Consider the following 21,392-nt stretch of genomic DNA (forward strand, 5'->3'; position numbering starts at 1 on the left):
TCGCCAGCAGTCACAAGTTTCGAGGCGGCCCTGTCAACATGGCCGCCTTTTGTTTGTGAACAGATAATGAGAAGGGAATCGCAATGCCGGATCACAATATTTATCCTCCCGTTGATCCAATAAAGAGTGGCATTGCCGGACATTGCCCGCGTTGCGGTGAGGGAAAGCTGTTCGACGGCTTCCTGAAAGTCGCCCCGCGCTGCAAAGCCTGCGGACTGGATTATTCATTTGCCGATTCTGGTGATGGTCCTGCGGCATTTGTCATTTTGATTATTGGCTTCATTGTTGTCGGTCTTGCGCTCTGGATGGAAGTGAATTTCGGGCCCCCGCTCTGGGTGCATTTCATTCTTTGGGTGCCGCTAGCGATCATTCTCAGCCTTGTGGCCATGCGATGGGCCAAGGGTATCCTTATCAACATGCAATATCGTCATAAGGCCGCGCAGGGGCGTCTGGACAACCGACAGGATGACGGCCAATGACGGCAGCACAGCAGTCGCGTCGTTTTCCCTGGGGTGTGTTGATCGCTTCTGCCATAGCACTCGTCATTCTGCTGGCGCTCGGCACCTGGCAGGTGGAACGCCTGCAATGGAAGGAAGCGCTGATCGCATCGACCGAACAGCGCATTCACGAACCGCCGCTGCTGCTTTCCGAAATGGAGAAAGTCTACAAGGAGGAGGGGTCGGTCGAATATCGTCCGGTGACAGCCTCGGGCACTTTTATGCATCAGGGCGAACGGCATTTTCTTGCCACCTATGAGGGGGCAGCCGGATATAATGTCTATACCCCATTGATGCTTGAGGACGGCCGTTTCGTGCTGGTTAATCGCGGCTTCGTTCCTTACGAGAAGAAGGACCCGTCAACGCGTGCCGAAGGGCAGATAGACGGTCCGGTGAGCGTGACTGGGCTGGCGCGCGATCCCTTGTCGGCGAAGCCGGGTTTCTTCCTTCCCGAGAATGATGTTGCCAAGAATATCTTCTACTGGAAGGACTGGACGGCGATGGCGGAAAGCGCCGATCTGCCAAATCTGGATGAGGTCGTGCCGTTCTTCATTGATGCCGACAACAAGCCCAATCCGGGCGGTTTACCTATCGGTGGTGTGACGATTATCGATTTTCCCAACAACCATCTGCAATACGCGGCGACGTGGTATGGCCTCGCTCTGGCCCTGATAGGGGTTGTCGGGACGTGGTTGTGGCGCTATCGAAAGGGGTGAGGGCTTGACAACGGTCTCGTTGCAGCCCAACTCCGGAATTAAAGCATGTCTTCCAAAAGCGGGCACCGGTTTTGGGGACAAAGACATGCGTGAGAATAAAAACTGAAAGCGCAACGCGCTAGAGTTTAAAGCCACGCCGAACCTTGCGAGCACGCTTCATGACCGATCAGCGACCAACACTGGAAATTCGCCTTTGCGGCCCGCGCGGCTTTTGTGCCGGAGTGGACCGGGCGATCCAGATTGTCGTGCTGGCGCTGAAGAAATACGGCGCGCCGGTCTATGTTCGCCATGAGATCGTGCACAACCGCTATGTGGTTGAGGGTTTGCAGTCCCGTGGCGCGATTTTTGTGGAAGAACTGGACGAAATCCCCGCAGCGCACCGCGATCAGCCGGTCGTGTTTTCTGCGCACGGTGTGCCAAAGTCCGTGCCTGCGGATGCGGAAGCCAAGAACCTGTTTTATCTCGATGCAACCTGTCCCCTTGTTTCCAAGGTGCACAAGCAGGCCATGCGTCATCAGCGCCTCGGTCGCCATGTTATTCTGATAGGTCATTCCGGCCATCCTGAAGTGATCGGCACCATGGGGCAATTGCCGGATGGTGCGGTGACGCTGATCGAAACCGTTGAGGATGCGCGTAACTGCCATTTCGATGATGAGAACAATCTCGGCTTCGTGACGCAGACGACGCTTTCGGTGGATGACACGGCCGGAATCATTGAGGAATTGCAGGCGCGCTTTCCGAACCTTTCGGCTCCGGCTGCGGAATCGATCTGCTATGCCACGACCAATCGGCAAGATGCGGTGCGATCTGCCGCTCCAGGATGTGATCTGTTTCTGATCGTCGGTGCACCGAATTCTTCCAATTCCAAGCGTCTGGTCGAAGTGGCGGAGAAGGCTGGCGCGCGGATGTCGATGCTGGTTCAGCGCGCGGCTGATATTGAATGGGACCGCATAGGGGATATATCGGTGGTAGGCCTGTCGGCTGGGGCGTCGGCACCGGAAATCATCGTTGATGAAATCATCGATGCCTTCAAGGCACGCTTCAACGTGAAGATCGAGCTGGCTGAAACGACGGTCGAAACTGAAAACTTCCTTGTGAATCGCGAGATCCGCGATGTGGAACTGACGGTGCAGGATATGGCATTCGTCAACGGGGAACACCGGGTGGTCGGTATTCCGAAATTGATGCCCAAGATCATACAAGGGAAATAAGCGGCATGGCCGTCTATACAGATATCAATGAAATCGAACTTGGCGCTTTCCTGCAGCAGTACGATATCGGCACACTCACATCTTACAAAGGTATCGCGGAAGGAGTGGAGAACTCCAACTATCTTCTGCACACCTCTTCAGGTTCCTTCATACTGACGCTTTATGAGAAGCGCACCAATCGCGAAGACCTGCCATTCTTTCTCGGCTTGATGCAGCATCTGGCCAGCCGTGGCCTTGAATGCCCGCAGCCGGTGGTTCGTCGCGACGGCACGACAATTGGTGAACTTGCCGGACGGCCCGCCGCAATTGTTACTTTCCTTGAGGGCATGTGGATGCGCCGCCCGACGGTGGAACATTGCGAAGCCGTCGGTGAGGGGCTGGCGCATATGCATCTGGCAGGCGCTGATTTTTTGCTGCGCCGCCGCAATGGTCTGACGCTTTCTGACTGGCGTCCGCTGTGGAACCTATCGCGTGAACGCGCGGATACGGTGGAGCCGGGTCTCGTCAGAGAGGCGGAAGCCGACCTTGCCTTTCTTGAAAAGAACTGGCCCGCTGATCTGCCGCAGGGCGTGATCCATGCCGATCTCTTTCCGGATAATGTCTTCTTCCTCGGCGACAGGCTTTCGGGCTTCATCGATTTCTATTTCGCTTGCACGGATATTCTTGCTTACGACGTTGCCGTCTGCCTGAATGCGTGGTGTTTTGAGAAGGACTTCTCCTACAATCGCACCAAGGGAGCGGCGCTTCTGCGCGGCTACACCTCGGTTCGTCCACTTTCTGCGGCTGAGGCCGATGCGCTACCGGTTCTGGCGCGTGGGGCTGCCATCCGTTTCATGCTCACCCGGCTTTTCGACTGGCTCAACGTCCCGGAAGGCAGTTTCGTGGTCAAGAAAGACCCAATGGAATATGTGCGCAAGATGCGTTTCCATCGCCAGATTGAAACTGCTGCTGAATACGGGCTTGAGCAGCAGGGAGCAGCTGCGTGAAGCGGATTGAGGCTTTTACGGATGGTGCCTGCTCCGGCAATCCTGGTCCTGGTGGCTGGGGCGCAATTCTGCGTTGGAACGGCAATGTAAAGGAACTGAAGGGCGGCGAAGCCGACACGACCAACAACCGCATGGAGTTGATGGCGGCTATCTCTGCGCTTTCGGCACTCAAAGAACCGTGCGAAGTCGATCTCTATACGGACTCAGTCTATGTGCGCGATGGCATTTCCGGCTGGATCGAAGGCTGGAAGCGCAACGGCTGGAAGACTGCTGCCAAGAAGCCGGTCAAGAATGCCGAACTTTGGCAGGCGCTCGACGAAGCGCGCAAACCGCACAAGGTCAACTGGCATTGGGTCAAGGGCCATGCTGGACATCCGGAAAATGAACGCGCCGATGAACTTGCCCGGGAGGGCATGGAGCCGTTCAAATATGGCGGTCGTAAATCATTGAAAGTGCAATAAGCTTGCATGGAAAAGGGCGGCGATGCCGCCCATTTTGTTAGAGCGCTTCCTATTTTAATGAAATTGTTAAAAGCGCTCTAACCGTTTGTTTCGACGCATTATCCTAGGCATCGCAGCGGGGTAAGAAATCAGTCCAGCGGATTAATTTTTCCGCGAAGGCGCATCGAACTTTTGCTGGAAATGCTCTGGATCAAAGCTGTTCGAGAATGCCTGATGCAGCCGATGTAACCGCCTGTCCGGCCTGTTCTTCGATGTTGAGCGTCTTGACGACGCCATCTTCCACAATTGCCGAATAACGCTTGGAACGAATGCCGAGGCCGCCAGCAGTGGCGTCGAGCTCAAGGCCTGCAGCCTTGGTGAAAGCTGCCGAACCATCAGCCAGATAGAGGATCTTGCCTTCGCCGCCCGTGCTCTGCGCCCATGCACCCATGACGAAGGCGTCGTTTACCGCAACCACAGCAATCTGGTCGACACCCTTGGCGAGGATAGCGTCGCGATTATCGAGATAGCCCGGCAGGTGATTGAGGCTGCAGGTCGGCGTAAAGGCGCCTGGAACAGCAAAGAGAACGACCTTCTTACCCTTGAAGACTTCGTCGGTCGTCATTTCCTTGACGCCGTCTGCGGTCTTCACCTTGAAAGTCGCTGCAGGCAGCTTGTCGCCAACTTTGATCGTCATCTAATTTCTCCTCGGGGCAGGGGGCCGTCTGCTCCACTGCCTATTGTCAAACGCTAATCGTACCGCGAAGCGCGGGCGACACAGTTAAACCGATAACAGGTCGTCGGACAATTTCAAAACGCGGATAAAACCAGGAAGGGGCTAATCCAAGGTCACCTGACCGGAGACGGCTTTTCCATTTTGCACGATGGTATAATCAATAACGGGCTTGTCGGCCTTTCCATGCATCTGGACGGAAAAACGATGCCCGGTCTGGTCGCTTTCAACTGCAACGACGTCGGAAAGCCTGATCTTGTCGCTGGCAACGAACAGCTCCGCAGGGGTCGCGGGATCGGGAACGGTGAGATCGAAGACGGCCTTGTCTCCTTCCCGTTTCACACCGCTTATGCCGAATGTCGAAGTTGCCGGTGTCGGGAGCCGGTCGAAAGCGGTCTCGATGATCGCGCGGGCGGCAATCGCTTGTGGCGAAGCCTGTTGTCCGTCTTCAATGAGGGGGAAGTCGAAATTTGCCTGCACCGGAACGCAGATTTTCTCGCAGACCCCGAGAAAAACATGGCCCTTTAGCCGTGTGTCGGCGGACGCCAAGTGAAACACGATTGGCAGCGAAACGGGGTGTTTATATCCGATGCCGCCTTCATCATCGCCGCCAAACCGGACAGGTGCCGGGAAATCGAACTGCGCTTTTGCATTTCCCTCGATGTTGATCTGCGGTGGAACGCCTGCATCGCCGGGATTACGCCAATAGGTCTTCCAGCCGGGTTGCAACTCGATTTGCAAGGCACCGCGCCGTTCGCCACTGGCCGTATCGTTCGGGTTGTTGTCTTCAATAATGACACGCACGCGCCCGCCGGGGGTCTCGGTCCACTCGGAGGTCGAAGCCAATGCTGGTAGTGCCAGTGAGGCCAACAAAAGCGGGGCGATGGCTAAAGTTCGGATGTTCATGGGCAAAAGATGGAACGAAAAGATGGTCGCTTCAAGTCCAATATTACAGGGATCGTTGGGCACAAATTAGTTGCTTGTATGGCGGCGTTTCGTCCGGTTGTGCGAACTGCGTTCAGCTTCGAATTCGGGACTCAAAATAAATGGCCATTGTTATTTTACGTAGTCTTGCTACCTTCATAATCATGACCATTCTCAAGACGCCGAACAAAGAGCAGGGTTTTCTAAACGGGCAATTCCTGCTTGCTATGCCCGGAATGAGCGACGAGCGTTTTGCCCGGTCGGTGGTCTATATCTGCGCGCATTCTGATGAAGGCGCGATGGGTTTCATCATCAATCAGCTTCAGCCGGTCGAATTTCCTGACCTCCTGCGTCAGATCGGAGTTATCAATGAGGATGAATTGATTATTCTGCCGGACCGTGCGCAACATATGATGGTGCGCAATGGCGGTCCCGTGGACCGTACCCGCGGGTTCGTGCTGCATACCGACGATTATATGGTCGATTCCACCATGCCGGTTTCAGAGGATGTCTGCCTCACTGCAACGGTCGATATTCTGCGTGCCATTTACGGGGGCAGGGGACCGTCACGAGCCTTGATGGCCCTTGGTTATTCCGGTTGGGCACCGGGTCAGATCGAACTGGAACTTGCCGAGAATGGCTGGTTAACCTGTGATGCGCCGCTCGATATGTTGTTCGACAGCGATATCGAGGGCAAGTATTCGCGCCTGATGCTCCATATGGGCATTGATATGTCCCGGCTCGTTTCCGATGCGGGGCATGCGTAAGGAAGGGATTGAGGCGATAGGGCATTAAGGCAATATGTTTGAATTGCATACGGCCGAAACGACCATATTTTCCTGCTGCCATGCTGCCCTAATCAAGCCGCCGCAGCGTCCCGTTGTTCGCGGATCATGCGGGTTGCTTCGTCCCGGCTGGTCGGCTGACCGAACATGAAACTCTGCACATATTCGCAACCCATTTGGCGAAGCTGAAGCGCATCGCTTTCGCTCTCCACACCTTCGGTCACGACAGCAAGGCCGAGATCGTGCGCCATGCTCACAATCGAGCGCAGCAAGGTGGCTTTCTGCGGCTGGTCGCCCTTCACGAACGACCGATCGATCTTGATGATGTCGAACGGGAAGCGCGTGAGATATGCCAGTGAGGAATAGCCGGTCCCGAAATCGTCAAGTGACAAGCCGATGCCCATCGCTTTAAGCCGGGCCAGGACATGCGTGGATTGTTCCGGATTTTCCATGAGAACGGATTCCGTCAATTCAAGCTTGAGGCTGCCCGGATTGAGATGAATGCGGGAGAGCACTGAACGGACATCATTGATGAGGTCCTGACGGATGAGTTGTGTGGACGAAAGATTGACCGAAACGAAAAGCTCAAGTTTCGGGAACAGTTCCTGCCACGCGAACAGGTCTTCTGCAGCCCTTTGCATCGCAAACAGGCCAAGCTGGATGATAAGGCCGGAATTTTCCGCAATTGGAATAAACTCCGAGGGCGAGATCGCGCCGCGCCGCGGATGTTCCCAGCGCATCAGCGCTTCGAAACCAGCAATCGTACCTTCATCAAGCTTGACGATGGGCTGGTAGACGAGGCTGATTTCGTCGCGTTCAAGCGCGCGGCGCAGATCGGACTCAAGCTGGAGCTTGTCGCTGCCAATAGCTCTGAATGCGGGACGGAACGGTTCGATCCGGTCACCACCGAAACGCTTTGCCTGATACATGGCAAGCTCGGCGTCCTTCACGAAATCTTCAGCGGTCGTCGCCGTTTTCGTCCAGGTAATCAGGCCGATGGATGACGTCAGAACGATTTCGCGCTTTGCATAAGCAATCGGTGCGCGCACGGCCTGACGCAGAGCTTCGGCGAAGGAGGCGATGCGTCCCGGATCGCTTTCAGAGGCGAGCAACAGCCCGAATTGGTCAGAAGATAGACGTGAGAGTGTATCCTGCGGCTTCATGAGGCGCGCCAGCCGGCGTGAAATCGTCAGGAGGATCGTATCGCCTGCCGACATGCCAAGGCTGTCATTGACCTGTTTGAAGCGGTCTATGTCGATGATGAATACCGTCGGATGCAGGTTGCTCTCCCCGCGCGCCATGTTCATGACGTTGCTGAGACGGTCAAGGAACAATTCACGGTTCGGGAGGCCGGTCAGATTGTCGTGCACGGCATCGTGCAACAGGCGTTCCTCCGCCTTTTTCTGTTCCGTCACATTGACAAGCGTACCAACGCAACGCACCACTTCGCCATCCGAACCGATGACGGGGCGCGCACGCAGCGCATACCAATGATAGTGGCCATCATTGGCGCGAAGCCGGAAAATCTGACCGATCCGCCCGCGCCGGTTTTCCAAAATGGCATCAAGCGTCGAGCGGAAGCGATCGCGATCATCGGCATGCATGGTGGGAAGCCAGTTGCGCACCGGTCCTTGCAGGCTGTTGGCCGTATTGCCAAGATAATTGGCGATGTCCGGCGTGGTCACAACACGATCACGCGGCACGTCCCAATCCCAAACGATGTCTCCTGCACCGATGACGGCGAGAGCCTGTCGCTCCATGTCGGACAGGAGGCCCTGTTGCAGCGCTCCGCCAGCAAAGGCGTGCTGCATGACGGTAAAGCCGATCAGAAGAACGATCAGGACCAGACCGCCACCAAGGGCAGGCTGCACGATATCATTATCGAGTCTGCCTGAAACCGTCATCCAGGCGCCCAGCAACCATATGAGGGTAAGGAGCCAGGCCGGTATTAACATGACGGCGCGATCATACCCTTTGACCGCCAGATAGCCGATAATGGCAACGCCGGACAGGACGGTAAGTGCCAGCGAAATGCGCGCAATACCGGAAGCTACGGGCGGATCGAAAACGGCAACCCCTGCAAGCGCCAGCAGACCTAAAACCCATGTTAGCGCGCCATAGCTGAAATGATCGTGCCAGCGGTTGAGATTGAGATAGGTGAACAGGAAAATCACAAGCGAGGCAGCAAGTGCCACCTCGGTGCCTGCGCGCCAGATTTGTTCATTTCCCGGCGTAATCTCCATTAGCTTGTTCCAGAAGCCGAAATCGACGCAGATATAGGCCAGAACCGCCCATGCAAGCGCGGCGGTGGCTGGAAAGAGCGAAGTACCCTTGACGACGAAAAGGATAGTCAGAAACAGCGCCAGCAGGCCGGAAATGCCGAGCAGAATACCGCGATAGAGCGTGTAGGAATTGACCGCATCCTTGTAGGCTTCCGGCTCCCAGAGATAGAGCTGGGGCAGGTTGTGCGAAGACAGTTCGGCCACGAAGGTAATAACGCTGCCCGGATTGAGCGTGATGCGGAAGACGTCTGCATCGGCACTTGGCTGGCGGTCGAGCGCGAAGCCCTCGCTGGGCGTGATCGATGCGATGCGCGGTGAGCCAAGATCAGGCCAGATGACGCCGGAGCCGACAAGACGGAAATGTGGAGCCACAATCAGGCGGTCAATCTGCTCGTCGGTGGGATTTGCAATCGAGAAAGCAGCCCAGTCGCCGGATGCCTTGCTGTTCTGATCGGCCTGCACTTCGATGCGGCGGACAATGCCATCAGGTCCTGGTGCGGTTGACACCTGCACGCTCTCGCCCTTGTTGCGCAGAAGTTCGACAGCGCGAGACAGGTCGAGGGCCGTATCTTCTTTGGAAATCTTGATTGGTTCAATAGCCGATGCCTGGACGACCCAAACGGTCAGAAAAACCATGAGCGCAAGAAATCGCGCACCAGCAACAAACCACCTATCCGCAAAACCCGTCACGAGCGTCCAACCTTGCCATTGATCATGCGGCTATCCGTCATACGTTTGTCGCTTTCTATAAGGGCAAAAAGCAGGTGATCCTGCCAGAAGCCGTTTATCTTGAGATAGGAACGCAGCAGTCCTTCTCTCTCAAATCCGGCTTTTTCGAGAAGCCGTATCGAACGCTCGTTATGAGGGATACAGGCTGCTTCAATCCGGTGCAACCGGAGTTGATCGAATGCGAAGGGGATAACCAGCGATAGGGCTTCGGTCATATAGCCCTTGCCAGCGTAAGGTTCGCCGCTCCAGTAGCCAATCATGCCGTTCTGGCCGACACCACGCCGGATATTGCCGAGCGTAATGCCGCCGACGAGCTTGCTGTCGCTATTGCGGAACACGAAAAATGGGTAGCCGGTTCCAGCCGATATTTCATCCTGAAAACGGCGCATCCGATGGCGAAAGGAGCTCTTGGTGAGGTCGTCGTCGGGCCATGTTGGCTCCCACGGGGCAAGAAAGGCGCGGCTCTGTTCGCGCAGGCTGGCCCAACTCGCAAAATCGCTCATCATCGGTTCACGCAGATAAATGCGCTGGCCACGCAAGACGGTCGGATTGCTTCTACGGAAGGGCAGGCCGATCATGACGGTTAGGGGAGTAAGGAAGTAGGGGCATAAGGGAGTAGGAAAAACAAAATGCTCAACGTCACATACTCCCCTATTCCCTTACTCACATATCCCTTAAACAGCGATCTTCCTCGCATGCGCGCTGGTCGAAAGTGCATCCGATAGCCCGTCGAAGCTCATCAGTCGCCCAACCGGGCCGACACCGGCGATGGTGGGCTTGCTGTCGAGGAAAAGGCGTCCTGCCAGATCGGTCAGCCGTTCTGGCGTAATCAGCGAAAGACGATCCATCAGTTCGCTGTTCTCGACAGGGCGACCATAGAGCAGGAACTGGCGCGCGACTTGACCCGCACGGCTTGCAGCGCTCTCCTGTGACATAAGAAGGCTTGCACGATACTGCGCGCGGGCGCGGTCCACTTCTTCCAGGCTGATGGAGTCGGCTGCCTTATGCAGTTCATCTATGAGGACGGGAACCAGTTCGACCAGCTCGTCGCGACCCGTTGCAGCGTGGATGCCGAACAAGCCGGTATCCGAGAAGCCCCAATGGAAGGCATAGACCGAATAGCAGAGGCCGCGTTTCTCGCGCACTTCCTGGAAGAGGCGTGAGGACATGCCGCCGCCAAGAACCATGGAGAGAAGCTGCGAGGCATAGAAATCGCGCACATGGTAGGCACGACCTTCGAAGCCGATCAGAACCTGTGCGTCCATGAGTTCGCGATTTTCACGGAAATCACCGCCAACATAGTGAGCAAGGTCAAGGGTTGGCGCTGTATTGTGGGCGCGGAAACCGCCGAGGCGTTTTTCGACTTCCTTCACGAACGCATCGTGATCGACACCGCCCGCAGCCGTCACGACCATGCGGTCGGCGCTATACTGCTCGTCCATATACTGGCGCAGATCAGCGGAGGTGAAAGACATCACCGTCTCAGGTTCGCCGAGAATGGCGCGCCCGATCGGTTGATGACGGTAGGCTGTTTCCGTGAAACGGTCGAAAACAATATCGTCGGGCGTGTCGTGTGCCGCGCCGATCTCCTGCATGATGACCTGTTTCTCGCGTTCCAGCTCAGCTTCGTCGAACTTGGACGCGGTCAGAATATCGGAGAGAATGTCGATAGCCAGCGGCACGTCATTGCGCAGAACACGCGCATAATAGGATGTGGTTTCGACGCTGGTGGCGGCATTGATCTCGCCGCCGACATTTTCAATATCCGATGCTATTTGCCAGGCAGTGCGGTTTTCGGTTCCCTTGAATGCCATATGCTCAAGAAGATGAGCAATGCCATGCCTGTCGGCAGCTTCGTTTCGCGCACCGGCCTTGACCCAGATTCCAAGCGCCACGCTTTCCACGTGGGACATTGTATCGGTGGCTATCGTCAATCCATTGGAAAGACGCGTTACTTCAACACCCATAAGCAAACTGCTCCCTGCATTCCCGCTCTGTTTCTCGTCTCGGAGCCGGTCTTTTTAAGCCCTCGAATGGCGGCGAACGTATTCTTCCACGATTTTCAGGTCGTTGTGAAGAACTGTGAAGCTTTCTTTTCGTTGCATCAAGTCCGAAAGCCATGCTGGAAGCTGCGGCTCAACACCACTGGCAGCCTTTACGGCATCGGGGAATTTGGCCGGATGCGCGGTTGCAAGAACAACCATCGGTGCAGCATCGGACACATTTTCGCGAGCGACCTTCACGCCGATTGCCGAATGCGGATCAAGCAGATAGCCGTCCGCCTCAAGCACGGATTTGATCGTTGCTGCGGTCTCGTCGACAGTCGAACGGCTGGCCGAGAATTCGCTGCGGATCGCCGAAAGAGGCTTTTCGGAGATCGAAAAGCCTCCTGATTGCTTCAGGCTGTCCATCAGGCCGCGCAATGCTGCCGCATCGCGTCCATGCGCTTCGAACAGGAGACGTTCGAAGTTCGAGGAGATCTGGATATCCATCGACGGTGATGACGTCTGTGCAACATCGCGCATTTCATACGCGCCGGTTTCCAGCGTGCGCGAGAGAATGTCGTTGTCGTTGGTGGCGATAATCAGCCGGTCGATGGGCAGTCCCATGCGCTTGGCCACATAGCCTGCGAAAATATCGCCGAAATTACCAGTCGGTACGGTGAAAGATACAGCGCGATCCGGCGCGCCGAGGCTCAGTGCCGCCGTAAAATAATAAACGACCTGCGGCATGATGCGTGCCCAGTTGATCGAGTTCACACCTGAAAGCGACAGCGCATCACGGAACTGGAGGTCGTTGAACATGCCTTTTACAAGGTTTTGGCAATCGTCGAAATTGCCTTCAATGGAAAGGGCATGGACGTTGGAAAAACCGGACGATGTCATCTGGCGCTGCTGCACAGGCGATACGCGACCGTTCGGGAACAGAATAAAGATATCGGTATTGTCGCGACCGCCAAAGGCTTCAATGGCTGCGCCGCCCGTATCGCCCGATGTGGCGCCGACGATAGTTGCACGTTCGCCGCGCTGTGCCAGCACATAATCCATCATGCGAGCGAGAAGCTGCATGGCGACGTCCTTGAAGGCGAGCGTTGGACCATGGAAGAGTTCAAGCACGAATTCGTTTGCGCCTGTCTGTACCAGCGGGCAGACCGCATCGTGGCGGAAAGTGCCGTAGGCTTCATGTACCATGCGACGGAAATCCGAATGCGGAATTTCGCCGTCGACAAATGGAGTGAGCACCGCCAGCGCAATATCCACATAGGATTTTCCGCGCAGATCGCGGATCTGTTCTGGCGAAAACTGGGGATAATCCTGCGGCAGATAGAGACCGCCATCCCGGGCGAGACCGGCGAGCAATGCATCGCTGAACCCCAGGACCGGCGCTTCCCCACGCGTGCTTACATATTTCATTTCTTGGGCCTTCATTTCAGATCGGCGCGGTTTTGAGCCGGGTAATGCAATAGAGCCTCCCTAAAAAAGCCGCAAGGTTTTAAAGCATGTTGACGTGTATGGGGTTGCTCTCCGGAGCAAAAAACGGGAAAACGTCATCGCGCTACACACATGCGTGATGTAGAAGACAGGTCGATCAGTGCAGGGAAGCCCGGTTTATGCAAACAGCACCACAGAATCGTTCATCGTTGTTTCCAGTCTTTGCAACGGTTTTGCTCGCAGCCCTTGCAGGCTGCACAACCAGTGGCACCGATAAGGCTGCCGACGGAGGCTCAGGTTCTTCCTTGACCACTCCCGCCGCTACCGGCGACCAGCGCATCAAGGAATCCGAGCTGCGCGCTTTCTGCCCTTCGGTTTCGCTGCGTGACGGCACAGCCTTCTTCAATACGTATGAGAAGGGCGGTGACAAGGATCCCGCGCGTGTGATCTATCAAGCCGCCCTGACAGATACGACCCGCGCCTGTCAGCATGGCGCAGGGACCATGACGATTGACGTCGCTGCTGCCGGCAAGGTCGTACCTGGACCAAAATACAAGAGCGGCACCATCACCATGCCAATCCGTGTTGCCGTCCGCCAGGGCGATCAGGTTATCTATTCCAAGCTGCACAAGCAGGCGGTTACGATAGCCAATGGAGATACCGCTACACAGTTCGTCTTCAATGACAAGACGATCACCGTGCCGATGGCGGACAAGAACAATATCCAGATTTTCGTAGGGTTCGATGAAGGTCCTTACAACACGAAATAATGAATTGCCGTCAGGCGCATGATCATGAAATCGTTCTTTTAGTTATAATGCGCGGAAAGATATTTCCGCGCATTATTTAATTTTGGCTTTTCCATTTAATAGTATTCGGCTTGAAGTTTTGCTCAGTGGGCCGACAAAAACTTACAGAGTGCATGCTTGGCACGTTGAATGCCGTGGTCATTAGAGACTGTTAGAAACGCAACCTTTTACGATATCAATATAACAGGTATGATTTTCTTGATCCTGGCTGTCGAATAAATTTGCGGTTAAGTATCGATGAACAAGGGTGCTGCATTTTCAAAAACGTTTCGTGGCAGTGCACGTAGCTCGGACGCCTCATATGGAAGATGTTTAAAGTAAGTGGTCGTCAATTGGGCAACGGTTTCTGCCTGCGCACGATCACGTTGACGCTTAACTGGTTCACGATCTCCCCTTTGGGAGATCCAGAATTTATGAGCGGCAAAAATACGTGGGTCCGGAGCGACGATACGCAAAGGCTCGCCCTTTTCATCAATCGCAATTGCCTCGAAGGGTGGCGAATTTTCGAGCCAATCAAGCCCTTCGATCGCAGCAGCAACAAGTTCATCTTCACCGTTACCAATGCTTTCACGGCTTTCCCTCCAAATGGGTTTGGCTGGAGGTTTGATTAAGTCAACCAAATATCCCTCTCGGTTTGCGGCGCGATAGCTGGAACGTGTACGTTCAAAAGATTTATCGACTTTCTTCAGGAGGCCGAGGAGTGAGTTATTCTTTATGTCGTCATCTACGACCATTTTGAGAGAACGACGCGCATCCATGAGCAGATCGATATCGTCAGTGGCAGTGATGCCTGGATCCACAAACACACCGGCGATTGCTTCGTAAGCAAATATCGCATTAGTACCAACGATCCGAATCCCGGCACCAAGCAAGCCAGCATTGTCGACGGCTCGAATAATCCGAGCCGTAAGATGAGGTACGCGGCCAAGCCGTAGTGCGCGATTAACAGCTGTCTGGCGTTCCATTTGAGATTTGCGCGCGCTCAAGACCTCTTGCGCGGCTTGACGAGCTGCATCCCATTTGACTTTTATCGCCTCAGTTTCTGGTGAGCGGCGACCTTCCACCTTTTGACGTCTGACTCCGGCAGAATTATAATAGCTGCGCATCAAATGTTCGGTTCCGCCAACACTATGCCAAACTAATGAACCACGGAAGCTTTTGACCGTTGCAGATGCTTGCTGAAAGGCTTCATAGCGTTGATCGGAGTTAACCTTTTCACGCCTCTGATCATTATTTAGTTCTATAAAATCAATCATATCAACATAACCGACATAATTTACAACAAACTGTTGCAGGCGCAGATTATGCAAATTTAATCAACGTTGCAACAGTTTCGATTAATAATATTATTATGTGTTGATCATATTGAAATTAATGTTCTTTTTTAGATTAAACGACTATCTGCCGTCAGATGAACGAGTGGTTCAGCCGCAAGCACGAAGATGTATGGCGCCGGTAGCGATCCGTTTGCGGAAAACAAGACAGAAGTGCAGCAAAACCGTCGCTGAAAAGTTTGATTGCGCCAATGCTTGTGAATAAATTCAGATCGATAAAATTCGAATTAAATGCGACTGCCTGCGTGAAATGAATGGCAATAGATTTGCGCTAGTGTGGTCTCATGAAACAGAAATATGAACGCATTCTTGAACCGACGGACACCTGGGCGATCTTCGATACGTCCACTGGCGAGCCCGTCATCATGGGAACCCGTATGCTGATCGGCCTCTCTGAGAGCGAAGCCGAAGAGCTTCTGGCCATTCTCAATGCTCCGCCCAAGGGGCGCAACAAGCAATCCGCCGCCTGACAAAAGCCAGGCGTCGGATTATCTCGTTCAGGCATCAGTCCAGATGGACAGGGCTTCGATAACGCTCGGCAAATCTTTGTGGCGATGGATGACGGTTTCCGCACCGGCATCGGTCAGCTTGTCGGCATGGCCGGGATAGGTGTGAGCACCGCCCGTAAAGCCGATCACACGCATTCCAGCAGCGCGAGCGCCCTGAATGCCATGCGCGGAATCTTCAATCACGATGACATCTTTCGGATCGACGCCGAATTGCTTGGCTGCATAAAGGAACACGTCTGGAGCAGGCTTGGTCTTTTTGGTGCCGACTTCCTTCGCTGAGAAGATATTGGGCGCGAACAATTCGTAAAGACCGACACGCTTCAGCATGCTTTCCAATCGATGGCTGGTCGAATTGGAACAGATGCACTTCGGCAGCTTCAGCGCCGATACAACTTCCACGATGTCCTCAACCGCCTGAACTTCGTTCTTGAGCTTCTCGTCCAGAATCTTTTCGGATTTGTCGAGAAGCGATGCCGAAAGCGGAATCCCTGCTTCGCGCTCCACGGTGAGGAGAATATCCTGCCACGTCAGACCGGCAAAACGTTCAGCCATTTCATCTGCGGCGATCTGATAACCGGCTTCGGTTAGAAGCGTGGATTCGACTTCCGCTGCGATAATTTCGGAATCCACCAAAACGCCATCGCAATCGAAAATAATGAGGGACGGTGCCGCCATGATCATAGCCTTTTATTGGGAGGAGTGGGCACCGGCAGCAGCCGGAAACACCGCGATTGAGCTACACCTTTATGGCGAAGTCGTCAAATCGCGGCTGGTTCGGGTTCAGACCTCACCGGAAACTTCACGCCGCCGTCGGTCCAGCTCCTCGCTGTAGCGACGCAGGGTGTGCGCTTCACTGAGAAGACCGAGCACCTTACGCTCCTGTGCGTTGTTTACCACGGCCAGAGCTTCGCTTTCTGCCCGGTCGAAACGGGCGACGGCTTCCTTGGCGTTCATCTGGGGCAGCAGGAACTCGTCCTGATATTTGAGAAGCTCGCTGATGCTGTGTTCGCCGTCGGATGTGTCGAAGCTGTCGGCATAGACCTCTGGAACCGGGATCATGCCGACATAGCGTCCATCGGCATCGACCGCGATGACGCGCTGGGTCGAGCCAAGAGGGAAATCGTGCCGGAAGGTTTCTATATCGGTATCGATCAGCACGGTTCGCACATCGTGACGCATCATCCGGTTTACGGTCAGATTGCGTATCCAGCCAATGTCGTGCGCGGACCGGATAGCCTCGCCGCGCAGGTGAAAGCGCCACGTTGCGAAGGAGTAACCGAAGGTCTTCCGCACCATCAGCGAGGACGAGACGACGGCTCCAAGAACGAGCATCGCGATAGGAAAGTCACCGGTCATTTCCAGCGCAAGAAAGGTCATGGTCATCGGGCCGCCGACAACCGCCACGGCAAGAGAGCTCATGCCGATAACGGCATAGACCTCAGGTGCAAGTGCCAGGCCGGCAGGCAGCACCGCTCCGGCCACCGCGGCAAACAGCTTGCCCGTCAGCGCGCCGAGAAATAGCGATGCGAAGAACAGACCGCCGCGAAAACCTGCGCCAATGGAGACGGCAGAGGCAAGCGACTTGCTGAGGATCAGGAGCAGGAGCGCCGGAATAGTGATATTTGCATTGAGATCGAGATGCAGCGCCCCATGTCCTGAGGCCAGAACCTGAGGCGAAATGAAAGCGATCATGCCGACGACGGCCCCACCGATTGCTGGCGCCATAACATTCGGCACCACGCTGCGTCGAGCGACCTTCTCAACAAAGGTAACCCCGCGCATGATGAGGATGGCAATACCTGCCGAAAAGAAGCCGAGAACGAGCGCTGGCACGTAGTCGCGCGGGGTGATGTCGTTGATCTGACCGATATCGATGACAAAGGGCGCTCCGCCAATTGCCTGCGTCACCAGCGCACCGACGATCGCCGCCACGACGACAGGCGCCAGCGTGGCAATCGAATAGACGCCGATGATGAGTTCGAATGCATAGAATGCCCCAGTCAGCGGAGCATTGAAGGCGCTGGCAATAGCTGCCGCAGCGCCGCAGCCAACCAGCGTTCGCAAATCGGCGCGACGAAGCTTGAGTGCCCGACCGATACGGGATGCGAAACCGCTCGCAAGCTGCGTATAAGCGGCTTCAAGCCCGACCGATGCACCGAAACCGTTCGAAATCAGGTTCTGTCCGACGAGGATGAAGCTGTCCGTCAGCGACAGGCGTCCGCCATGAAGTGCATTTGCTTCGATAGGGTCGACGATGGGCCGCTTGCGCCAGCGCGCGAGAACCCAGATCACGATCCCCATCAAGATGCCGCCCGCGAGCGGCGCGATATAAGCGCTGGGTTGCAATGATGCCGCCGAGCTCAGTTTTTCGCCGGGTTCAAGAGCGAAGATTGCCTGATGCATCCATTGGGAAATGCTGCCAATTGCGGCAACCATCAGCCCTGAAATGATGCCGATGACGGTGCCGGCGATAACGAGGCCTATTTCGCTGCCGCGAACCAGTGCACGCATGCGAAAGGGTACAAAGAGAACCCGCAAATACCGGTTATGCCGCAGTTCAGCGATATTCATCATAAAATACACCGGACAAGCGGGGCGACGCGCATGCCCGCCACGCAAATTCAGAAGTTGACTGCCGATTATAGGCAAAAAGGGATAACCAAGCCTTATCAAGGGCAAGAAGTTAAAGTTACAATTGCATAGCAATCGCGGCGTTAAGATGACAGGCGGCAAAATGTCGAGGGTCAATTGACCATGAAAAGCCCGGAACCGCGGACTTTCCACCTCGTTTAAGAAAAGATTTACGATTTCAATCACTTGGCGTTAACTGCATATTTACCCTACCCGGTAACCATAAGGACAAGTTTTTTGCGTCCACAGGTAATCGAGTATCCCATGTCTCTTGTACGTCTTGCACATGAGTTGCCCATTGAGGCTCCGCGTACCGCCTGGCTTGACTCCATCATCAAAGGTGATTGCGTCGCGGCTCTCGAACGCCTGCCGGATCATTCCGTGGACGTCATTTTTGCCGATCCTCCCTATAATCTCCAACTTGGTGGCGATTTGCATCGTCCCGACCAGTCGATGGTCAGCGCAGTTGACGATCACTGGGATCAGTTCGAGAGCTTTCAGGCCTATGATGCCTTCACGCGTGCATGGCTTATGGCCTGCCGTCGTGTCCTGAAGCCGAATGGCACCATCTGGGTCATCGGCTCCTACCACAATATTTTCCGGGTCGGTTCGCAGTTGCAGGACCTTGGCTTCTGGCTTCTGAATGATGTCATCTGGCGCAAGACGAACCCGATGCCGAATTTCCGCGGCCGTCGTTTCCAGAATGCTCATGAAACGCTGATCTGGGCTTCGCGCGATCAGAAGAGCAAAGGTTACACCTTCAATTATGAAGCGATGAAGGCCGCCAATGACGACGTACAGATGCGCTCGGACTGGCTGTTCCCCATCTGCACCGGTTCTGAACGGCTGAAAGACGAAAATGGCGACAAGGTTCATCCAACCCAGAAGCCGGAAGCATTACTTGCCCGCATCATGATGGCATCCAGCATGCCGGGTGACGTCATTCTTGATCCGTTCTTCGGTTCCGGAACGACGGGTGCGGTTGCCAAGCGCCTCGGACGCCACTTCGTCGGTATCGAGCGCGAACAGAGCTATATCGATGCAGCGACGGCCCGTATCGACGCTGTTGAACCGCTCGGCAAAGCCGAACTGACGGTGATGACGGGCAAACGGGCTGAGCCGCGTGTCGCGTTCACCAGCGTCCTCGAAGCAGGGCTTCTTCGTCCCGGCACGGTGCTTTGTGATGAACGTCGCCGTTTTGCTGCCATTGTTCGCGCGGATGGTACGCTGGCTGCCAACGGTGAAGCGGGTTCGATCCATCGTATAGGTGCAAAGGTTCAGGGCTTTGATGCCTGCAATGGATGGACTTTCTGGCACTACGAGGAAAACGGCGCGCTGAAGCCAATTGACGCCTTGCGCAAGGTCATTCGCGACCAGATGGCAGTTGCAGGCGCTTAAAGCGCATCCCGAAAAGTGCGAAGCGGTTTTCGGAAAAGATGCGCAAACGATTAGTTATCGGACGGCCTCCAGCATAGTCTGATAGTGAGGCGCTCGAAGCATCGGCTTCGGGCGCCTTCGCTATTTTAGGCTTGAGCATTTCCTGTTTTGATTGAATCGTAAGAAATGCTCTATCCGTTTGTTTTTACGCATGTCTTAGCCCGAAACCGGTTCCCGTTTTCGGGAGACATGCTCTAGAAGGCGAGACCTAGGGCTTTCAAATCAGCGCCCAACTTGCCCGCATCCGTAAAATGCACGGCCTGCCAGCCAGCCTGTCTGGCGCCATCCACATTGTGCATTGTGTCGTCGATGAAAAGCGTTGCCGCAGGATCAAGGTCGAACGATGCAACGTGATGATCGTAGATTTCGCGGTCGGGTTTCAGCATATGAATGTCGCCCGATACGGTGACGCCCCGACTTTCGGTCAGAAAGGGAAAGCGAACCTGTGCTTCGCGGAAAGTGTCTGAAGCGAAATTCGTCAGCATGGTGACGTCATTGTCATGGCTGATCAGGCCGCGCAGAATTTCGACGCTGTCCTCGTACGCATGGGGAACCATGCGGTTCCAGTTTTGCCGAAACGCACAAATATGATCGCGTTTCTCGGGATATGTATCGATCAGGAGTGATTCCGCTTCCTGCCAGCTTCTGCCGCGATCCTGCTCGATATTCCATGCGCTGGTGCAGATGTTTTCCAGAAACCACCGCCGTTCCGAAGCATCGGGAATGACATCGAGATAAGCAAGTTCAGGATCATAATGGATCAGAACCCGGCCAATATCGAAGACGACATGCTTGACGGGACTGCTCAATGGTTTCTCCTCCCTCGTTTGAATGCTTCTGGTATGGCGGCGATGATCGCCTTTTTCATGACGGTGGGCAGCGCCTCATCGGAAAGATCGTCTGGCTGTGACCACCATCCGTCCGTAGACGCACTCTTGCTGACATTCTCGGAGCGGTAGACCGACAATCTCAGTTCGAAATGTGTAAAAACATGCGTGATTGAACCGGAAGCGTTCCATTGTGCCGGGAATGGTGCTGCAGCGATTGTTGCATCTCCGTCGAAACGCGCCGTCCAGTGGCTGCCCGGAACTTCGGTCATTCCGGCAAGCAAGCCTTCACCTTTCCGCTTGCGCAGGAGAATTGAACCATCCCCCGCAATGGCGATGAACGCCGCCCCGGTGCGAATTGGCTTTTCTGCTTTGGGGGCCTTAACCGGAAACTCCTCCGGATCGCGTGATTTGAGAGCCAAGCAATCATCGTTGAGCGGGCAGATCGCACAGGCTGGTCGTCGTGGCGTGCATATGGTTGCGCCCAGATCCATCATGGCCTGAGCAAAGTCTCCCGGTCTGTCGATGGGCGTCATTTGACCCATAAGTGCGCGGATTTCAGCTTTTGCAGCGGGCAGGGGCGTGTCGATTGTGTAGAGCCGCGAAATTACACGCTCCACATTGCCGTCGACGACGGCAGCCGCCTCGCCAAACGCGATTGCGGCGATCGCCGCCGAAGTGTAATCGCCGATGCCCGGCAGTTCCTTCAGTGCAATGGCATTGTCCGGAAACTTGCCCTCATGCTGTAAGGCCACCGCGTCGGCACATTTCTTCAGATTGCGTGCACGCGAATAATAACCGAGCCCGGCCCATGCACGCAGGATATCGTCCTCACTCGCCTTTGCCATGGCTTGAACGGTGGGCCAGCGATTGACGAATTTCATGAAGTAGGACTTGACCGCCTCCACCGTCGTCTGTTGAAGCATAATCTCGGAGAGCCAGACGCGATAGGGATCGGGCTTGACGCCGGAGGCCTGTTCGGACGGGCTCACGCGCCACGGCAGAACGCGATGGTGCCGGTCATACCAGCGCAGGAGCTTTGTGGATTGATCGGTATTGGTAGAATTCAGCATGAGAAGGACATCGGTTAACAGTTGGGCAGCATTCTGAT

General features: G+C 55.2%; 20 protein-coding genes. 9 read left to right on the top strand and 11 right to left on the bottom strand.

The window, feature by feature from the left end:
- The first annotated feature begins 83 nt into the window (after positions 1–83).
- The 5 genes from F9K94_RS14120 to rnhA all read left to right on the top strand — a co-directional run bounded on the left by F9K94_RS14120 (position 84) and on the right by rnhA (position 3,871).
- Positions 84–479: a DUF983 domain-containing protein gene (locus F9K94_RS14120; protein ID WP_061345156.1), complete on the top strand. Its 396-nt coding sequence runs from the start codon at positions 84–86 to the stop codon at positions 477–479.
- Positions 476–1,213 carry an SURF1 family protein gene (locus F9K94_RS14125; RefSeq protein ID WP_061345157.1) on the top strand — a complete coding sequence of 246 codons (738 nt, stop codon included), beginning with the start codon at positions 476–478 and terminating at the stop codon, positions 1,211–1,213. The genes F9K94_RS14120 and F9K94_RS14125 overlap by 4 nt, the downstream gene beginning before the upstream one ends.
- Positions 1,214–1,371: 158 nt before the next feature.
- Entirely contained in the window at positions 1,372–2,424 is a 1,053-nt protein-coding gene (gene ispH / locus F9K94_RS14130) for a 4-hydroxy-3-methylbut-2-enyl diphosphate reductase (protein WP_109986183.1), read from the top strand.
- A 5-nt stretch (positions 2,425–2,429) separates the two neighbouring features.
- Positions 2,430–3,410: a homoserine kinase gene (locus F9K94_RS14135; protein WP_151646319.1), complete on the top strand. Its 981-nt coding sequence runs from the start codon at positions 2,430–2,432 to the stop codon at positions 3,408–3,410.
- A complete protein-coding gene (gene rnhA / locus F9K94_RS14140; RefSeq protein ID WP_061345160.1) occupies positions 3,407–3,871 on the top strand; it encodes a ribonuclease HI in 465 nt (154 codons plus the stop codon). The genes F9K94_RS14135 and rnhA overlap by 4 nt, the downstream gene beginning before the upstream one ends.
- A 190-nt stretch (positions 3,872–4,061) precedes the next feature.
- On the opposite strand, the gene F9K94_RS14145 is transcribed toward rnhA, so the two are convergent.
- Both F9K94_RS14145 and F9K94_RS14150 read right to left on the bottom strand, forming a co-directional pair.
- Positions 4,062–4,547 carry a peroxiredoxin gene (locus F9K94_RS14145; protein ID WP_061345161.1) on the bottom strand — a complete coding sequence of 162 codons (486 nt, stop codon included), beginning with the start codon at positions 4,545–4,547 and terminating at the stop codon, positions 4,062–4,064.
- 141 nt (positions 4,548–4,688) lie between these two features.
- On the bottom strand, positions 4,689–5,489 hold the full coding sequence (locus F9K94_RS14150; protein ID WP_151646321.1) for a protein-disulfide reductase DsbD domain-containing protein: 801 nt from the start codon (positions 5,487–5,489) through the stop codon (positions 4,689–4,691).
- Between the two features lie 182 nt (positions 5,490–5,671).
- On the opposite strand from F9K94_RS14150, the gene F9K94_RS14155 reads away from it, so the two are divergent.
- Positions 5,672–6,274, top strand: a complete 603-nt coding sequence (locus tag F9K94_RS14155) for a YqgE/AlgH family protein (RefSeq protein ID WP_151646435.1) — start codon at positions 5,672–5,674, stop codon at positions 6,272–6,274.
- A 92-nt stretch (positions 6,275–6,366) separates the two neighbouring features.
- On the opposite strand, the gene pdeA is transcribed toward F9K94_RS14155, so the two are convergent.
- The 4 genes from pdeA to thrC form a co-directional block, all read right to left on the bottom strand.
- Entirely contained in the window at positions 6,367–9,210 is a 2,844-nt protein-coding gene (pdeA, locus tag F9K94_RS14160; RefSeq protein ID WP_407922048.1) for a phosphodiesterase PdeA, read from the bottom strand.
- A gap of 50 nt (positions 9,211–9,260) precedes the next feature.
- A complete protein-coding gene (locus F9K94_RS14165) occupies positions 9,261–9,881 on the bottom strand; it encodes a GNAT family N-acetyltransferase (protein WP_151646324.1) in 621 nt (206 codons plus the stop codon).
- A 96-nt stretch (positions 9,882–9,977) separates the two neighbouring features.
- Positions 9,978–11,270 carry a M16 family metallopeptidase gene (locus tag F9K94_RS14170; protein ID WP_012090859.1) on the bottom strand — a complete coding sequence of 431 codons (1,293 nt, stop codon included), beginning with the start codon at positions 11,268–11,270 and terminating at the stop codon, positions 9,978–9,980.
- A gap of 54 nt (positions 11,271–11,324) precedes the next feature.
- On the bottom strand, positions 11,325–12,716 hold the full coding sequence (thrC, locus tag F9K94_RS14175) for a threonine synthase (RefSeq protein ID WP_151646326.1): 1,392 nt from the start codon (positions 12,714–12,716) through the stop codon (positions 11,325–11,327).
- 197 nt (positions 12,717–12,913) lie between these two features.
- Here thrC and F9K94_RS14180 point away from each other — a divergent pair, with 197 nt between their 5' ends.
- The gene (locus F9K94_RS14180) at positions 12,914–13,504 is read left to right on the top strand and encodes a hypothetical protein (RefSeq protein WP_012090861.1); all 591 of its coding nucleotides are present in this window, start codon (positions 12,914–12,916) and stop codon (positions 13,502–13,504) included.
- A gap of 266 nt (positions 13,505–13,770) precedes the next feature.
- On the opposite strand, the gene F9K94_RS14185 is transcribed toward F9K94_RS14180, so the two are convergent.
- Positions 13,771–14,853 (bottom strand): nucleotidyltransferase family protein, encoded by a 1,083-nt coding sequence (locus F9K94_RS14185; RefSeq protein ID WP_235920623.1) that lies wholly within the window; start codon positions 14,851–14,853, stop codon positions 13,771–13,773.
- Positions 14,854–15,161: 308 nt separating this feature from the next.
- Between F9K94_RS14185 and F9K94_RS14190 the strand changes: the two genes are divergently transcribed.
- Positions 15,162–15,347, top strand: a complete 186-nt coding sequence (locus tag F9K94_RS14190) for a hypothetical protein (RefSeq protein WP_012090863.1) — start codon at positions 15,162–15,164, stop codon at positions 15,345–15,347.
- Positions 15,348–15,374: 27 nt separating this feature from the next.
- Here the strand turns inward: F9K94_RS14190 and F9K94_RS24695 are convergent, their stop codons facing one another.
- Both F9K94_RS24695 and F9K94_RS14200 read right to left on the bottom strand, forming a co-directional pair.
- The gene (locus tag F9K94_RS24695; protein WP_040130235.1) at positions 15,375–16,061 is read right to left on the bottom strand and encodes an HAD family hydrolase; all 687 of its coding nucleotides are present in this window, start codon (positions 16,059–16,061) and stop codon (positions 15,375–15,377) included.
- A 105-nt stretch (positions 16,062–16,166) separates the two neighbouring features.
- Entirely contained in the window at positions 16,167–17,957 is a 1,791-nt protein-coding gene (locus F9K94_RS14200; RefSeq protein WP_040130233.1) for a chloride channel protein, read from the bottom strand.
- A 324-nt stretch (positions 17,958–18,281) separates the two neighbouring features.
- On the opposite strand from F9K94_RS14200, the gene F9K94_RS14205 reads away from it, so the two are divergent.
- Complete coding sequence (locus F9K94_RS14205) at positions 18,282–19,415, top strand: site-specific DNA-methyltransferase (RefSeq protein WP_151646329.1); 1,134 nt, start codon at positions 18,282–18,284, stop codon at positions 19,413–19,415.
- Positions 19,416–19,648: 233 nt separating this feature from the next.
- Here F9K94_RS14205 and F9K94_RS14210 read toward each other — a convergent pair whose 3' ends face one another.
- Both F9K94_RS14210 and mutY read right to left on the bottom strand, forming a co-directional pair.
- Positions 19,649–20,263, bottom strand: a complete 615-nt coding sequence (locus F9K94_RS14210) for an HAD-IA family hydrolase (protein ID WP_151646331.1) — start codon at positions 20,261–20,263, stop codon at positions 19,649–19,651.
- Positions 20,260–21,354 carry an A/G-specific adenine glycosylase gene (mutY, locus tag F9K94_RS14215; protein WP_151646333.1) on the bottom strand — a complete coding sequence of 365 codons (1,095 nt, stop codon included), beginning with the start codon at positions 21,352–21,354 and terminating at the stop codon, positions 20,260–20,262. Before mutY ends, F9K94_RS14210 begins: the two co-directional genes overlap by 4 nt.
- Between the last annotated feature and the right edge of the window lie 38 nt (positions 21,355–21,392).

Source organism: Brucella tritici (genome assembly GCF_008932285.1).
GTDB classification, from domain to species: domain Bacteria; phylum Pseudomonadota; class Alphaproteobacteria; order Rhizobiales; family Rhizobiaceae; genus Brucella; species Brucella tritici.